Here is a 15313-nt window from a genome sequence, read left to right on the forward strand (position 1 = left end):
TAGCTAGATGATATGGGGTCACACAATGCTGAACATCACACCGAACTTTGCACAGGAACGCGCCCTGAACATGCTGCGCAGTGACTGGAAGTCATTCGGCTCTTTCATGGTCTATGCACCGACAGGCAGCGGCAAAACCGGCTTAGCGGCATTTATCGCTGATGGGTTTGTTAGTCGCGGTATGCGTGTGCTCTTCATTGCCCCGTACACAATTTTAATTAACCAGACTGCGCAGCGCTTTATCGAATACGGACTCCCTGAAGATGAGATTAGTTTCATCTGGCAGAAACATCCGAGCTATGACCCAGCGTTAAAAATTCAGATTGCCAGTGCCGCCACGCTGATCCGCCGTCAGTTCCCGGACAATATTGATCTGCTGATCGTTGACGAGGCTCACCTCCGGCAGAAACAAATTCTGATTGAGATTGAGCGCCTGACACGTGAAACACAGGTGAAAGTGATTGGTTTATCCGGTACGCCTTTCTCACCGTTCTTGGGTAATTACTACCAGCAACTGGTTAAGCCGACCACCATCGGGGAGTTAATCCAGCGTGGCGACCTGAGCGGTTACGAGTTCTATGCGCCGAGCAAGCCAGACCTGAAAGGCGTGAAAACAACCAACACCATTGATTGCGGACGAGACTACAACGAAAACCAACTCGCAGAAATCATGTGTGGTGCTGACCTTGTTGGCGACATCGTTGATAACTGGCTACAGAACGGGCGGGACCTGCCCACGGTGGCATTCTGCGTAAATGTAGATCACGCCAATTACGTCACCATCCAATTCAACAAGATGGGGATTAACGCTGAGGTGATGATAGCGGAAACACCTCATGAAGAGCGTCAACTCATGATTCATCGCTTTGAAACGGGCGCAACGAAAATCATCGTCAGTGTGGGCGTACTGGTAGCTGGTTTTGACAGTGATGTTCGCTGCGTTATCTATGCCCGGCCAACTAAAAGTGAAATCCGTTGGTTACAAGCGCTTGGGCGTGGCTTGCGTACTGCACCGGGTAAAGAGTCTTGCCTTGTTTTCGATCACAGTGGCACTGTTCACCGCTTGGGCTTCCCTGACTCCATCGAGTACAACGAACTGCCCTCCAAAAGCGACGGAATGAAAGACAGCGCCAGTCGTGAGACTGAGGAACGCACTGAAAAACTCCCCAAAGAATGCACCGAGTGTCATTTCATGAAGCCTGCGGGTGTATATGTCTGCCCGAAATGTGGATTTAAGCCACTGGCAGGGCAGGACGTGGAGACCGACACCCAGCGCGGACTGAAAAAGTTAGGTAAGGGTAAGCGGGGGTTCACCCAATCTGACAAGCAAGCGTGGTGGAGTCAGATCAAGTTCTATCAGCGTCAGCGTACATCAATGGGTAAGCCTGTCAGCGATGGCTGGTGCTCACACACCTTCCACGACAAGTTTAGCGAATGGCCTAATGGCTTGAGTGATTTCCCGATGGAGATAACCCCCGAGGTCAGCAACTTCATTAAACATAAGCGCATCGCTTTTGCTAAAGGCAGAGAGAAATCTCAGCCACCCCCTCAACAGCGTCATGACGTCAATGCCGACACCACCATGTCGTTGATTAATGCCAAAAATCAGCTTGAAGATATACGTCAAAGTTTAAGGAAAGCAGTATGAAAACAACAGAAGCGTCAAGAGGCCGGTGGGCTGAAATTTTTGAGTATTTTGGCTTACCACCCATCACAGGCAAAAACCATTTTAAGGGAGAGTGTCCGGTATGCGGTGCTCGTGGCAAGTTCCGCATTGATGACCGCGACGGGGTGGGAACATGGATTTGTATCTGTGACAGTGGCGACGGTATGAAGCTGCTTAATCTGACGCAGGGTAAATCATTTTCAGCACTGTGTGCCGAAGTGGATCAGTTGATTGGCAATAACTACCGTCATGTCAGCATCCCCGTCACCAGTTCAGCAGCGAAACAGCGGCAGCGAGTCATTAGTAAGTTTTCAAAGCTGGTGGGCTTACGTGGCACGACGGGGGCAGATTATTTGCGTCAGCGTGGTATTAGCCGTCTTCCGGTTGAAGCTGTCAGGTTTTGCGATAAACAGCGACATGCAGGGCGGGTATATCAGGCGCTTTATTCTTTGGCTACAGATGATAAGGGTGAACTCTGTTACCTACATCAGACCCTGCTTGATGGAGATAAAAAAGCCAATATCGGTGATAGCGCCAAGCGACTTAAGTCACTTCAGGAACAGAACTACCTCGATCACACCCGCTCAGTAGCGATACGTATGTTTCCAGTCGCTTCCACATTGGGGATTGCAGAAGGGATAGAAACAGCTCTGTCCTGCTATCAAGTTTACGGGGTCAATACATGGTCAGTCATTAATGCTGGATTCATGGAGAAATTCAGGGTGCCGGCAGGCGTCAAACACCTCATTATTTTTGCTGATATGGATAAACATTCAGCCACCGGACAGGCAGCGGCCTTTAATTGCGCCACCGCCAATCTCAGAGCAAAAAATGACCTGATATCTGTTAGCGTACGCTGGCCCGATAATGATGATTTCAATGACATGTTAATGAATGGTGATCAAGTTCGTGAGCAGATCTACACAAAGAGGGCGGCATAGTGAAACTAGAATCAGCAATGAAACAGTTCAGCGCCAAGAGCCAGATGATTACCGATTCTTCCCGCGCGACCTCTTCCGATTCGCTTAAGGGACCGGATTTAGCCGCTGCAATGGGAATGGTTGAGGCTCGTGCCAGTTTCGGCATGGCTGCATATCTTGGCAAGGTGGGTATTAGCAAAGAGGACAAGGTAAGAACCGTTGAACAGCTTACACAGTTCGCCATGAAGAATGCCCCGAAACATGTTGGTAAAGCATCAGGCCGCCGAATGGCTCAATGCATGGTTATTCTGGCTAAATTTGCCTACGAGGAATACAGCAGTTCAGCCGCGGCCACTACCACATGCAAATGTTGCGGTGGGCGTCGATTTATCACTGTCACTCGGGATGTTGTTACTTACCCTGGTTACATCGGTGCAGATGGCGAAGAAAAGATATCCCCGACCATCAAAAATGAACAAGTGCGGGAGTTGTGCCAATCCTGTAACGGTAAGGGTGCTATTTCTATTCGCTGCCGCTGTAATGGTACCGGTAAAGTGCGTGACCTTGAGAAATCCAAACGGCTTGGCGCGCCAGTAGAGAAAGAGTGTGAACGCTGCTCAGGAATTGGATACAAACGGACACCCTCAACAACAGCTTACAGAGCGATTACAGCGTTACTTCCAGAACTCACCCAATCATCTTGGTCGCGTAATTGGAAGCCGTTCTATGCGTCGTTGGTGGCTAAATGTGACATTGAAGAGAGTTATGCAGAAGATGAGTTCCAGCGGATTACACGATAACGACATGATTGTGACTAATGGCGACAAGTTTTTAATATATCGCTTGCATTTTGCATAAAGTTGGCGTAATTTCTCTAAATCATGGGCGTTTCTGTAGATGAGCGCCAAGGAAAATTATCAAGACCTCGCTTCGGCGGGGTTTTTTGTTTCAGTATTCACTGCTAGTTGGGTATACTAATTGCGAGGTATGCTCAGATTAATATGTTGGTACGCACTATCGATTATTAAAAAACTGAGCATATTTCACTTGTACGCAGTGACAGCCGGGAAAGACCGGCAACTATTCAAGCCCTTGAGTTAATTGCTCACGGATTTATGGTTTTGTGAGTCATGCCCACTGTAAAGGTAGTTATGTTTAAGGTTTGTTTATAATTGCAATGTAAATTATTCAGTGCTGTGATAGCTACCTTGGTGCAAGGATTGCATTATCATTGATACGGTTGCAGGGTTAACTATCACAGCCCCGAATTTTAAAGCCTCGGTTAATCGCCGGGGCTTTTTCATTTCTACATTCGCATGGGTATCACTGAATAACGGGTTCATAGCCCAATCTATTCGGGCCGCTGCTGTAAACAGTGGTAGGTGCTCAGTCGAATGTGGTGAATGCGCATGCTAAAGCGCCGCAATACTGGAGATGAAGTGACCGTGCAGGCTGGCAAAACTCCAGCAGACGGCCTGCAAGGGAGAGTGTAAAACCACTCCCCGATACACGGAGTAGCGCAGTGAGAATCTGACATATCCGAGATTAGCGCCGGACACCACATACCAACTTTTAAGGCTCACTTCGGTGGGCCTTTTTTATTTCCACTACACACCCAGCCCATATGGGGAGGGGGAGATATGAAGATGCATAACAACCCTGACCTTATGGACATCATCACCAAATGGATAGCCGCACATCGTCTCGAATTGGGCTATGGCGGTATCGCTGGGATTATTGCTTGGTTACGTGGGCGGTATAACGAGAAACCGTGGCGTAGATGCTTTCTCGATGCGCTGATGTGTGCCGCGATTGCGTTTGCAGTGCGGGACGTTCTTGATTTTTTCGGGTTATCGACAGACCTCGCCTATATATCGAGCGTCATTATTGGTTATCTCGGTACAGATTACTTATCCAGCTTATTTAAATGGAAGGTAACAGGCAGGCCGATTGAAGAAGGGAAGGGCAATGACAAGTAATTTCAGGTTCAGTCAGCGCAGTGAGAACAACCTCAAAGGCATTAATCCAAACTTATTAAAGGTAGTTCGCCGTGCGCTAGAGATTTCAGCCGTCGATTTCAGCGTGATTGAAGGACTGCGCACAGTAGAACGGCAAAAGGAGCTGGTGGCCATTGGCAAGAGTCAGACCATGAACAGCCGCCATATCTCTGGTAATGCGGTAGACCTATTCCCCGTAGGTGGTGACTGGAATAACTATAAGTGCTGGTTGCCGGTACTGGATGCCATGCACCGCGCTGGTAAAGAGTTAGGCGTTAAGCTGCGTTTCGGTATTACGTGGACAGATAGCCCGAATGATAAGCCCGCTAAGTTTCTGGATGCGCCTCATATTGAGATACCCGCATGAAAGAAACCCTATTGAGATTGATAGCCATCGTACTGACGATTTCAGTTTTAGTCGGTGGCGGGTACTGGTGGGGTAGCGATAGCAAAGATACGGAGTGGTCCCTAAAGTGGACTAGGCGGGATAAGTCAGACCTAGAGTCACAGCTAGCCGCTAAAAAGAGCGCTGAAGAGAAAGAGGCTCAACTTCAAGCCGCACAATCAGCCGGATTAAAAGCATATCAACAAGGGGTAGCAGATGCTGAGAACAAAGCAAAAGGCACTATTGCTGCTTACCGTGCTGGCAATATCAAGCTGCAAAAGCGCTTCGAGTGTCTCTCCGCTTCAGTTGGGGATATGTCCGTTACTCCCGCCAGTGGACAGCTCACTGATGCAGCCAGAGATTGCGGATTTTCAGACGCAGATGTCGGATTTCTTATTTCAATCGCTGAACGAGCCGACAAGCTAGTTGAGAAGGTCACCGCACTGCAGAAGGTAGTCACTGACGACCGGTTAATCATCAACAGCACCCCACATCAATAGCGCTGGGTTGTCGCAGTCCAAAGGTATTAGCCCTGACGTAGTACCTCTCTATCGAGCGTACCCTTGGAATCAAAAACAACCAATACACCCTGTAGTCGGGCATTGGCGGCAACATCAGCCGTTGTAGGCGAAGCGATGTGACAGTCGGAGAGACGACCTGTATTGCAGCAGTCATTCAATGAGTGATTGCGACAATACACGATAAGTAATGCTACCACCTGTTTCCCGCCGCTCACCCTGAGCATTAACAGGCTGGTGGCATTTTATTTAATTCTGAAATCGGCGATTGGCCAGCGAGAAAAACAGCACAAACACGCTGTATTGGTATCGAGTGGGCTTCGAAATATGCCGGTCTATATTTTACCCACCAGCAGGAAACTCTAAATGAATACGATTGAGATTAAAGTTAAAGTTAACGTTGATACGGCACCATTAGATAGCTTGATTACCAAGTTAGAGCGGGCTGTTGAGCTACAAAAGCAGTTAACGCCGAAGAGCAAGCCCAGATCACTCATATCCATTAGTGTTGAGCCTGCGCCGTTTGGTGTTGTTGTTAGCTGGAGTGAGTGGTGGCCTGGGGCTGCAAGGGTTCGCGTATACAGTAAATGCCTCCGTGGTGATGAAACAGTAGAGACGTGTAGCTGGCCCGTATCGAACTCACAGCAGAGCTATTTAATTAATGGGTTAGCGGCTGGTCAAAGTATTGAATGCCATGTGCGCTTCTATGATAACGATGGTAAGGAAATCTTCCGCAGCGACACAGTAACGGGCAAGGCTAGCTCTGATGCTAGTGAAATCCTTAATGCAGTTCCCACTGGCGGCTATGTCGGTAACAGCAAAACATACTCGCTCCGTACTGGCATTCATATTGATAGCTTTATATTGGGTGGATCAGTTTGTGCCTCAAAGATTGAAACCTCTCTGGCTTCCATTAAAGAGCTTCAGGATAACGTTGCGGCGATTATCGCTACTGCGATTGAGAATCAGCAATACATTGAGCGTGTAAACCATCAGCGCGAGAAAGACTTTGTTGCTCTATCAAAAGCTGTGCGGTCAGTAGAGGAAAGTATCAGCCTACTCATTCATCAGGTAACCCATGAAAGAGCCAAGGGTATACGGTAGCCGATGGGCTAAGGCTCGGGCGGCTTTCCTACGTGATAATCCCCTGTGTGTGATGTGCCAACAACAGGGACGGATAGAAGCCGCCACAGTTGTTGACCACATCGAGCCGCATCGACTCAAAGAAGCCTTGATGTTAGGTAACATAGTGCAGATAGCCAAGTCTCAGAAACTATTCTGGGATAGAAAGAACTGGCAAGCCATCTGCATCCCACACCACGACTCAACTAAACAGCGCATGGAGAAAAGCGGCGTTGTTATCGGTTGTGACACGAACGGTATACCCATAGACCCCAACTCACATTGGAATAAATCATGACGCAAGACCAACAAACGCTACTGATGTTCAAGGGGTTGATTGCCTCACTTCCTGCTGAAACTCAGACCCAAGTTAAAGAAGTTGAGAAGAAGCTGCGAGCTGTCTTGGCTGATTACCCTGAGGGTGTGGCAACAGTCGCTTTCGGTCTGATTGGCGCTGAACTTCAGATGGGTGAAACCGAAATCATCAATAAATGACACGAATTCTCATCTGAAAAGGGGGAGGGGGGAGGTCAAAACTTCACAGCTTTGGACCTAAAAGACCGCTCATAGACCTTTCATTTAACGCTAACCCGATTTTTTCAGTTTTATTAGGTAATTGAAATGGCAGAAAAACGAACCCGCTCGGACAGTTCGACCGCAGCGCTTCAGGCCATGAAAAATGCCAGTGAGGACACCATCCCTCCACCGGCGCATGCTGGTCTGGAGAAAAAAGCCGAACCATTTTGGCATGACAATATTCGCTCAAAAGCCCTCGACAGCTGGACGCCAGCCGATCTGCTTGCCGCCGCTGAACTGGCGAACAATCAGCTCTATGCGATTGAACTTCGTAAGGCGTTAAAGCGTGAAGAGCGCAAACGAGGTGAGGAGCGCGACGAGGGGTTGATAAAAGATTACCGCAAACAGATTGTTGAATTACAGCGGACAATCTTGGCCCAGCGCCGTGATCTTCAAATCCATTCTCATGCGACGAATGGTGAAAGTCGCGACCAAAAGAAACGCAATCAGAACGATCAGAACGCTCGAAAGACTGCCAATCAACACAGCGAAGAGGAAAATAACCTCATCGCCTTTCCCAAACACGGATAATTCATTATGACGCGAGGTGAGCGTGTTATAGCGTTCATTGAACGCTATTGCATTGTGCCAGAGGGTAAACTTGTTGGTCAGCCCATGCGGTTAGACCCGTTTCAGAAAGATTTCATTCTGGATACTTACGATAATCCTGCTGGCACTGATATGGCGATCCTCAGTATCGCCCGTAAGAACGGAAAAACAGGCCTGATTGCTGGCATTATGCTGGCTCATTTGGTAGGGCCGGAAGCGGTTCAAAACTCGCAGATAGTGAGTGGTGCATTAAGCCGTGAACAGGCATCAATTGTTTTCGAGTTGGCTGTGAAGATGGTTAACCTTGGGCCTGAGCTAAAAGATATTGTTCATATCACGCCAAGTGGTAAAAAACTTATCGGACTCCCCTGCAATGTCATTTACAAAGCCTTGTCTGCTGAAGGTAAAACCACTCACGGACTGTCACCTATCCTCGCAATACTGGATGAAACGGGACAGGTTAGGGGTTCACAGGATGATTTTATTGATGCAATTACGACCGCACAGGGAGCGCACGAAAATCCGCTATTAATTGTGATCAGCACTCAAGCGGCAAATGATGCTGACTTACTGAGTATCTGGATTGATGACGCTCAGAAATCGAAAGACCCGCATATCGTTTGTCATGTTTACGAAGCGCCAAAGGATGCTGATATCAGTAAACGTGAGACTTGGCTTGCAGCCAATCCTGCACTTGGAACGTTTCGATCAGAAAAAGACATGGCACGTCAGTCTGAAAAAGCAGGACGGATGCCAAGTTTTGAGAACACCTACCGCAACCTGAATCTTAATCAGCGTGTTTCGACCGTATCACCGTTCATCTCCCGAAGTGTTTGGGAATCCTGCGGTGCCAAACCACAGTCTATTACTGGCGAGTGTTATGCCGGTTTGGATATGTCAGAAAGTAAGGACTTAACCGCTTTTGTCATTATAGGACAATCAGCCGATGGGCTTTGGAACGTTTATCCGTACTTCTGGACGCCTGAAGCGACATTGAAAGACCGGTCGAAAAAAGACCGAGTACCCTATGACGTGTGGGCCAAACAGGGATGGCTCAGGACTACACCAGGATCATTCGTTGATTATGACTTCGTGGTTAAAGATATCGCTGAAATCATCAGTGATTTTGATATCAGTGCGATAGCCTTTGACCGCTGGCGCATTGAGATCCTTAAAAAAGCGGCAGACCTCATTGGCCTGACATTGCCGCTGGTGCAGTTCGGGCAAGGGTTTAAGGATATGGCCCCCGCACTGGATACGCTCGAAGCTGCTTTGTTGAATGGAAAAATGCGCCACGGCATGCACCCAGTGCTGACCATGTGTGCCGGTAATGCAGTAGTGGTTAAAGACGCCGCTTCTAACCGAAAGATAGACAAGGCGAAAGCAACAGGCCGCATGGATGGCATGGTAGCACTCGCAATGGCAACCGGTGCTGCTGGTGGGGATGTGGCTGAAGATAATGGCGACATTGACGATTTTCTTAATAAACCGTTGAGCATGTGATGGCAGATAAAACTAATTACAGTATTGACCTGCGAACCAATAACGGTTGGTGGGCGCGCGCTCAGTCGTGGTTTGTGGGCGGGCGCTTGGTTACGCCAGATCAAGGATCGCAGACAGGGCCAGTATCAGCAGGCGGTTCTGTAGGTGATTCCGTTATCACCGATGAACGGGTGCTGCAAATCTCAACCGCATGGCGTTGTGTCAATCTCATCTCTTCCTTAACCGCTTGCCTCCCGTTAGATGTATTCGAAACAGACGGAAGCGGCAATAGAAGCAAGGTTGGATTAGATAACCCACTGGCTCGTTTGCTCCGTTATTCCCCTAACCAGTATATGACCGCTCAGGAATTTCGTGAGGCCATGACCATGCAGCTGTGTTTTTATGGCAATGCGTATGCGTTGATTGAGCGAAACGCATTAGGGGATGTTATCAGCCTGATGCCGCTTAATGCGGTGAATATGGACGTCAAACTGGTTGGGAAGCGGATCGTGTATCGCTACAAGCGCGACAGCGAATATGCTGATTTTGCTCAGAAAGAAATCTTTCATCTCAAAGGTTTCGGCTTTAACGGGCTGGTGGGAATGTCACCAATTGCTTTTGCGACCAAAACAGCTGGGGTTGCAGTGGCAATGGAAGACCAGCAGCGTGAGTTCTACGCGAACGGGGCCAAATCTCCAAAAATCCTTTCAACAGGTGAACGTATTTTAAGTGCGGAGCAACGGGCGCAAACAGAAGAAAACTTCAAAGAGATAGCCGGTGGACCGGTTAAAAAACGGCTATGGATACTCGAAGCGGGTTTTCAGGCTCATGATATCGGTGTTAGCCCACAGGATGCGGAGACGATGGCCTCGCGTAAGTTTCAGGTCAGCGAGATTGCGCGGTTCTTTGGTGTTCCACCGCATTTGGTTGGAGATGTTGAGAAGTCAACCAGCTGGGGGACAGGGATAGAGCAACAGAATCTCGGCTTCCTCCAATATACCCTGTCACCGTATTTAACCCGATGGGAGCAATCTCTCTGGCGCTGGATAGTGAACCCCGACGATATCGATAAATTTCATGCAGAGCATAATCTTGATGGGCTGCTGCGCGGGGATTCTGCTGCTCGAGCCACCTTTATGACCACCTTGGTTAATAGTGGACAGCGGACTGTGAACGAAATGCGGCGATTGGATAATCTGCCTCCATTGGAGGGGGGAGACGTCGCCACCCGGCAATCTCAAAACATCCCCATCACCGAATTAGCCAATCCGAGCCTCGCCAAAAGCGGGGCTTAGTTATTTATAGGGGTCGCCAATGTTAGGTATACAAAAAACACTCGCCTTTGATCAGGCAGAAATCAAATTTAGTGGCGATGGCACTCAAGGCATTTTTGAGGGCTATGCCTCGGTGTTCAATAACACTGACTCAGACGGTGACATCATTTTGCCGGGAGCCTTTAAAAACGTGCTGGCAGGACAGTCTCGCAAGGTTTCGATGTTCTATAACCATCGTACTTGGGAGCTTCCAGTCGGTAAATGGGAGCAAATTGAAGAAGACAGCAAAGGGCTACTGGTGCGTGGTCAGTTGACGCCGGGCCACAGTGGAGCAGAAGACCTTAAAGCTGCGATGAAACACGGCACCGTTGAGGGTATGTCTGTCGGTTTTAGTGCGTCAAAAGACGATTACAGCATCGGCACATCCGGACGCATTTTTAAGAATGTGACGGCTTTGCGCGAAATCAGTATTTGTACCTTTCCCGCTAACGAGCTGGCAGGGGTGTCATCCCTGAAAAGCCTTGAAGGTGTGGAAAGTATCAGGGATGCGGAACACTGGCTGAGGGATTCAGTTGGCCTTTCCAAATCAGAAGCACAGGGCTTTATTGCCCGTATTAAGTCCGCAGTTCGGAGTGAGTCCGAAGGCGCTGACAGAGATATTTCCGCGCTTGTCGAGCGCATCAAGTCTTTCCCACTCCAATTAGGAAAATAACATGACCGAATTAGCCGAAATTCAGAAAGCGATTGAAGATTCTCACAAAAACGTTTCAGAACTCTTCGCCGCGCAAAAGCAGGAAATTGAAACGACTGGCAAGGTATCCAAGCAGCTGCAAGATGATTTAATCAAAGTGCAGGACGAGCTGAAAAAATCCGGTACCCGCCTGTTTGATCTGGAACAGAAATTATCTGCAGGGCCAGAAAATCCGGGTGAGAAAAAATCATTCGCTGAACGTGCATCAGAAGAGTTGGTGAAATCGTGGAATGGCAGCACTGGCAGCTTTGAAGCCAAAACCTTTAACAAGTCGTTGGGTAGCTCTGCCGCCTCAGCGGGTGCGTTAATCCAACCCATGCAAGTGCCGGGCATCATTATGCCGGGTCTACGCCGTTTGGTTATCCGTGATCTGCTGGCTCAAGGTCGTATTTCCAGTAATTCACTGGAGTATGTGCGTGAAGAACTTTTCACCAATAACGCGGCGCCTGTTGCTGAGAAAGCACTGAAACCTGAGTCTGATATCACGTTCAGTAAGCAGACGGCCAATGTTAAAACCGTGGCGCACTGGATTCAGGCATCTCGTCAGGTGATGGACGACGCGCCAATGTTGCAATCCTATGTGAACGATCGCCTGATGTATGGGTTGGCACTCAAAGAGGAATACCAACTGCTAAATGGTGATGGCACAGGCGACAATTTGGAAGGCATTAACCTCGTAGCCACCGATTATGACACTGCATTGAACGTGACTGGTGATACCCGTGCTGATCTGATTGCTCACGCTATTTTCCAAGTGACTGAGTCAGAATTTAGTGCCTCCGGTATTATTCTGAACCCGCGTGACTGGCATGGAATTGCCTTGCTGAAAGATAACGAAGGCCGTTATATCTTCGGCGGGCCACAAGCATTCACCAGTAATGTGATGTGGGGTTTACCGGTCATTCCAACCCGCGCACAGGATCAGGGTACGTTCACTGTGGGCGGTTTTGATATGGCCTCTCAAGTGTGGGACCGCATGGATGCCAGCATCGAGGTGAGCCGCGAAGACCGTGACAACTTCGTTAAAAACATGCTGACCATCTTGTGTGAAGAACGACTGGCGCTGGCGCATTACCGGCCGACTGCACTGATTAAAGGTGCTTTTTAGCCTGCGGTCGCAGGTAAATCCAGCAAGTAACCGGGAGGGGGCGGCTTGTCCGCCCTGATTGGCAATGACCATAACTGTCACTGACGTTGTGCCAATTGATGAGCTGCGGGAGCATATCGAGTTTGATGGAACTGACCGCGATAAGATGATCACCCGCTATGCTCAGGGGGCGCTGGATTACTGTATCAAATGGTGCGATGAGCCTGCATGGACAAAGGCTGAGGACATTCCCGCGCCAGTAATTAATGCCATGTTGCTTGTTTTTGCAGATCAGTTCGAGCATCGACTTTCACAGACTGAAGTACAGTTGTACACGAATGCGAGCGCAGAAAACCTGATGTGGTTTTACCGTAACTGGAGCAATAAGGCGGGAGGTGAACCCTAATGGAACCCGGACGATTCAGGCACCGAATAACATTACAGGTATTCAGAGAGGTTGGTCGGTTAGACTCGGGGCAACCAGATCAGCAGTGGGTTGATGTTGCAACTGTATCCGCTGAAGTCAAAGCCATTTCAGGTCGTGAGCTAATAGCCTCAAGTGCTGAATTGTCGGAGGCAACGGTCAGGATTTGGATGCGTTATAGACCTGATGTTGATACGGCCGCTCGCATCCTTTTCCGTGGCGACATTCATGATATCCAGGCTGTATTACCTGATGCTCGTTTTACCCGTTTAGAGCTGCTGTGTAAACAGGGGGTAAAACGTGATTGATACACATCTCGATTTCTCCGGCATGCTGGATCTGGACAAAGAGCTTGAATTACTCAGTAAAGCCGAAAGCCGTACCGTACTGCGGCAGGCTGTTCGTGCGGGAGCTGCTGTTATTAAAACGGAGGCCCAAAACCGCGCGCCAGAACGTACCGGAAAACTAAAACGCAATATCATTATTGCCAACGGTAAAGGGAGTGCGACCGAAGCAACCGCCGGTATTCGGGTCAGGGGGGCAAATCCTTCAGGCACCAATAGCGACAACACCAAAAAAGCGATCAACAGGAACAATTCATTCTATTGGCGCTTTCTTGAGCTTGGCACGTCAAAGTTCCCCGCCGTTCCTTTTATCCGCCCAGCATTTGACTCTAAAGCCGACGCCGCTGCACAGGCTGCGATTGACCGTGCAATACAGGCTATTGACGAGGTATTAGCAAAATGACCGAGGCTGATATTTACCCCCTGATCAAACATTTGGCTGGCGGGCAGGTATATCCTTACGTTGCCCCACAAAAAACTGATGGCAGTGGCCCGGCAATATCCCCGCCGTGGGTGGTTTTCATTCTGCCATCCAGCATGACTGATGATGTGTTGGATGGTCAGGCTGCCACAGCATCGATGCTTCAAATTGATGTCTATGCCAGAACCATTGACGAGGCCCGCGCCATTCGCCGTGAGGTGAGGGCGCTTATTAAACCGCTTTCGCCCGTTCAGATGAATGAGATCACAGATTTCGAACCGGATACCTCCCTTTTCCGCGCCCTGCTTGAAGTTCAGGTGTGGGAATAACCCTCAAAGAAAGTTACCAGCCGCCTACGGGCGGTTTTTTTATGTCTGGAGAAAAATATGACCAGTATTTATGAAAAAACGCAGGGCACGAAAATTTATGTTTCTGCTGGTGTGACTACTCAACCGTTGCCGACTGGATCTGTTGTGTGGTTGTCAGCGGCTTGCGCCACCAAAGAGATCAGCTTTACCGGTGGACAAAAGGCGGATATCGACGTCACAACTCTGTGCTCAGAAGAACAGGAAATGACGAATGGTTTGCCTGCGCCGTCAGAAATGACCATTTCGCGCAACTGGAGTCCGGATGAGGAGGCGCAATACTCGCTCTATGAAGCCTACGAAACCGATACTATGCGATCTATCAAGGTCGTCTTCCCCAGCGGCAATGGTTATGCCTATCTTGCTGAAGTGCGTCAGAACAGTTGGAGTGCTGGCACCTCGGGTGTGGTATCCGCATCATTCACACTGCGCATCAAAGGTAAACCGGTTCGTATTGCCGCTACTGATGTTCCTGTTACCAGCGTCACGCTAAATAAATCGAATGTTGCTATCGAAGTTGGTGATACCGGTGTGTTAATCCCGACATTTTTACCGGCTAATGCCACCAATAAAACAGGTACTTTCATTTCGTCAGCGCCTGCCATTGTGAGCGTCGATCCGGTGACCGGTCAGTATGAAGGTCTGGACGATGGCGCTGCAATTGTCACCTTTACTGCGGCAGATGGTGGTTTTACCGCAACATGTAATTTTACTGTTACTGAGGCTGCATAATCATGACTAAAAAGGATTTGCGATCACTGGCTATTGCGCCCCGCGCAGGGTTTCGACACAAAACAGTGGTCGTTCCTGAATGGGATGGTGCCACGGTGATATTACGTGAAGCCTCTTCGGGTGCCTGGCTACGTTGGCGAGAGGTTGCGGTAAAAGGCGAGGCGAACCCAGATGAAACGGTAAAAGCCTCGATTGAGGACCAGATCACCAACAATATTCTCTCCGATGTCACATTGTTTGTTGACGTGCTGCTTGATGAGAGTGGTCTACAGGCGTTTTCCAATGAAGATGTTCGCCTTGTCGCTGAAAGTTATGGGCCGGTGCATGCTCGCTTGCTCAAAGAAGCGCTCGACCTCAGTAAGCAGGATATTGAAACTGCTGAAAAAAAGTAAACACGCCGGGCATGTCCTTTCTCATGATGTTGGCATTGCGACTGGGGCGAACCCTGCATGAACTTGAAACCACAATGACAGCGCGTGAGTTGGCTATGTGGATTGAGTTTGATGCTGGCAGCCCTATTGGGGATCGGCGTGGGGATATTCATGCGGCACAAATAGCCAGTGCGGTATATCGGTCGCAGGGCGGTAACGTCAGTCTTGAAGATTTATTGCTGCAATGGAAAGAGCCTGAAGAGACAGAGGAAGACAGTACCGCCTTGGAGTCTTTCTTTGAATCCCTCATAACCTAACCCGCTTCGGCG

At 49.1% G+C, this 15313-nt stretch carries 22 protein-coding genes and 1 pseudogene; 22 read left to right on the forward strand and 1 reads right to left on the reverse strand.

The annotated features are described in order from the left end of the window. Window positions 1-25: 25 nt before the first annotated feature. From ACIOG0_RS07045 to ACIOG0_RS07070, 6 genes are all read left to right on the forward strand, one after another. A complete protein-coding gene (locus ACIOG0_RS07045) occupies window positions 26-1648 on the forward strand; it encodes a DEAD/DEAH box helicase (RefSeq protein ID WP_404704990.1) in 1623 nt (540 codons plus the stop codon). Continuing rightward, window positions 1645-2607 carry a toprim domain-containing protein gene (locus ACIOG0_RS07050; RefSeq protein ID WP_049606728.1) on the forward strand — a complete coding sequence of 321 codons (963 nt, stop codon included), beginning with the start codon at window positions 1645-1647 and terminating at the stop codon, window positions 2605-2607. The genes ACIOG0_RS07045 and ACIOG0_RS07050 overlap by 4 nt, the downstream gene beginning before the upstream one ends. Further along, window positions 2607-3386 (forward strand): antitermination protein, encoded by a 780-nt coding sequence (locus ACIOG0_RS07055; RefSeq protein ID WP_049606727.1) that lies wholly within the window; start codon window positions 2607-2609, stop codon window positions 3384-3386. Before ACIOG0_RS07050 ends, ACIOG0_RS07055 begins: the two co-directional genes overlap by 1 nt. Window positions 3387-4226: 840 nt before the next feature. After that, on the forward strand, window positions 4227-4565 hold the full coding sequence (locus ACIOG0_RS07060) for a phage holin, lambda family (protein WP_049606723.1): 339 nt from the start codon (window positions 4227-4229) through the stop codon (window positions 4563-4565). Further along, on the forward strand, window positions 4555-4950 hold the full coding sequence (locus ACIOG0_RS07065; RefSeq protein WP_049606722.1) for a M15 family metallopeptidase: 396 nt from the start codon (window positions 4555-4557) through the stop codon (window positions 4948-4950). The genes ACIOG0_RS07060 and ACIOG0_RS07065 overlap by 11 nt, the downstream gene beginning before the upstream one ends. An 11-nt stretch (window positions 4951-4961) precedes the next feature. After that, window positions 4962-5468, forward strand: a complete 507-nt coding sequence (locus ACIOG0_RS07070) for a DUF2514 family protein (protein WP_404704991.1) — start codon at window positions 4962-4964, stop codon at window positions 5466-5468. 26 nt (window positions 5469-5494) lie between these two features. On the opposite strand, the gene ACIOG0_RS07075 is transcribed toward ACIOG0_RS07070, so the two are convergent. After that, window positions 5495-5686 (reverse strand): hypothetical protein, encoded by a 192-nt coding sequence (locus tag ACIOG0_RS07075; RefSeq protein ID WP_145579661.1) that lies wholly within the window; start codon window positions 5684-5686, stop codon window positions 5495-5497. A gap of 166 nt (window positions 5687-5852) precedes the next feature. Here ACIOG0_RS07075 and ACIOG0_RS07080 point away from each other — a divergent pair, with 166 nt between their 5' ends. The 16 genes and pseudogenes from ACIOG0_RS07080 (at window position 5853) to ACIOG0_RS07155 (ending at window position 15301) form a co-directional block, all read left to right on the forward strand. Further along, window positions 5853-6590: a hypothetical protein gene (locus ACIOG0_RS07080; protein WP_049606719.1), complete on the forward strand. Its 738-nt coding sequence runs from the start codon at window positions 5853-5855 to the stop codon at window positions 6588-6590. After that, window positions 6565-6906: an HNH endonuclease signature motif containing protein gene (locus ACIOG0_RS07085; protein ID WP_049606716.1), complete on the forward strand. Its 342-nt coding sequence runs from the start codon at window positions 6565-6567 to the stop codon at window positions 6904-6906. The genes ACIOG0_RS07080 and ACIOG0_RS07085 overlap by 26 nt, the downstream gene beginning before the upstream one ends. Next, window positions 6903-7103, forward strand: a complete 201-nt coding sequence (locus tag ACIOG0_RS07090) for a hypothetical protein (protein ID WP_049606714.1) — start codon at window positions 6903-6905, stop codon at window positions 7101-7103. Before ACIOG0_RS07085 ends, ACIOG0_RS07090 begins: the two co-directional genes overlap by 4 nt. A 126-nt stretch (window positions 7104-7229) precedes the next feature. After that, the gene (locus ACIOG0_RS07095; protein WP_404704992.1) at window positions 7230-7715 is read left to right on the forward strand and encodes a terminase; all 486 of its coding nucleotides are present in this window, start codon (window positions 7230-7232) and stop codon (window positions 7713-7715) included. 6 nt (window positions 7716-7721) lie between these two features. Continuing rightward, on the forward strand, window positions 7722-9236 hold the full coding sequence (locus ACIOG0_RS07100) for a terminase large subunit (RefSeq protein ID WP_049606709.1): 1515 nt from the start codon (window positions 7722-7724) through the stop codon (window positions 9234-9236). Continuing rightward, complete coding sequence (locus ACIOG0_RS07105) at window positions 9236-10510, forward strand: phage portal protein (RefSeq protein ID WP_404704993.1); 1275 nt, start codon at window positions 9236-9238, stop codon at window positions 10508-10510. Before ACIOG0_RS07100 ends, ACIOG0_RS07105 begins: the two co-directional genes overlap by 1 nt. Before the next feature lie 19 nt (window positions 10511-10529). Next, window positions 10530-11201 carry an HK97 family phage prohead protease gene (locus tag ACIOG0_RS07110; protein ID WP_128450930.1) on the forward strand — a complete coding sequence of 224 codons (672 nt, stop codon included), beginning with the start codon at window positions 10530-10532 and terminating at the stop codon, window positions 11199-11201. Between the two features lies 1 nt (window position 11202). After that, window positions 11203-12348, forward strand: a complete 1146-nt coding sequence (locus ACIOG0_RS07115; RefSeq protein ID WP_404704994.1) for a phage major capsid protein — start codon at window positions 11203-11205, stop codon at window positions 12346-12348. Window positions 12349-12412: 64 nt separating this feature from the next. Continuing rightward, a complete protein-coding gene (locus ACIOG0_RS07120) occupies window positions 12413-12733 on the forward strand; it encodes a head-tail connector protein (protein WP_080358027.1) in 321 nt (106 codons plus the stop codon). After that, window positions 12733-13059, forward strand: coding sequence for a phage head closure protein (locus tag ACIOG0_RS07125; protein WP_049606702.1), 327 nt, complete (start codon window positions 12733-12735; stop codon window positions 13057-13059). The genes ACIOG0_RS07120 and ACIOG0_RS07125 overlap by 1 nt, the downstream gene beginning before the upstream one ends. Beyond that, window positions 13052-13498 carry an HK97-gp10 family putative phage morphogenesis protein gene (locus ACIOG0_RS07130; RefSeq protein WP_049606700.1) on the forward strand — a complete coding sequence of 149 codons (447 nt, stop codon included), beginning with the start codon at window positions 13052-13054 and terminating at the stop codon, window positions 13496-13498. The genes ACIOG0_RS07125 and ACIOG0_RS07130 overlap by 8 nt, the downstream gene beginning before the upstream one ends. Next, window positions 13495-13845, forward strand: a complete 351-nt coding sequence (locus ACIOG0_RS07135; protein WP_049606698.1) for a DUF3168 domain-containing protein — start codon at window positions 13495-13497, stop codon at window positions 13843-13845. The genes ACIOG0_RS07130 and ACIOG0_RS07135 overlap by 4 nt, the downstream gene beginning before the upstream one ends. A 57-nt stretch (window positions 13846-13902) precedes the next feature. Beyond that, window positions 13903-14337, forward strand: a pseudogene (locus ACIOG0_RS07140) (phage tail protein); the annotation flags it as partial. Then, window positions 14335-14613: an Ig-like domain-containing protein gene (locus ACIOG0_RS07145; RefSeq protein ID WP_319004245.1), complete on the forward strand. Its 279-nt coding sequence runs from the start codon at window positions 14335-14337 to the stop codon at window positions 14611-14613. The pseudogene ACIOG0_RS07140 and the gene ACIOG0_RS07145, both read left to right, overlap by 3 nt. A gap of 2 nt (window positions 14614-14615) precedes the next feature. Then, window positions 14616-15005, forward strand: coding sequence for a phage tail assembly chaperone (locus ACIOG0_RS07150; RefSeq protein WP_049606693.1), 390 nt, complete (start codon window positions 14616-14618; stop codon window positions 15003-15005). A gap of 23 nt (window positions 15006-15028) precedes the next feature. Continuing rightward, window positions 15029-15301 (forward strand): DUF4035 domain-containing protein, encoded by a 273-nt coding sequence (locus ACIOG0_RS07155; protein ID WP_049606691.1) that lies wholly within the window; start codon window positions 15029-15031, stop codon window positions 15299-15301. Window positions 15302-15313: the final 12 nt, after the last annotated feature.

Source organism: Yersinia vastinensis (genome assembly GCF_044905075.1).
GTDB classification, from domain to species: Bacteria; Pseudomonadota; Gammaproteobacteria; order Enterobacterales; family Enterobacteriaceae; genus Yersinia; species Yersinia vastinensis.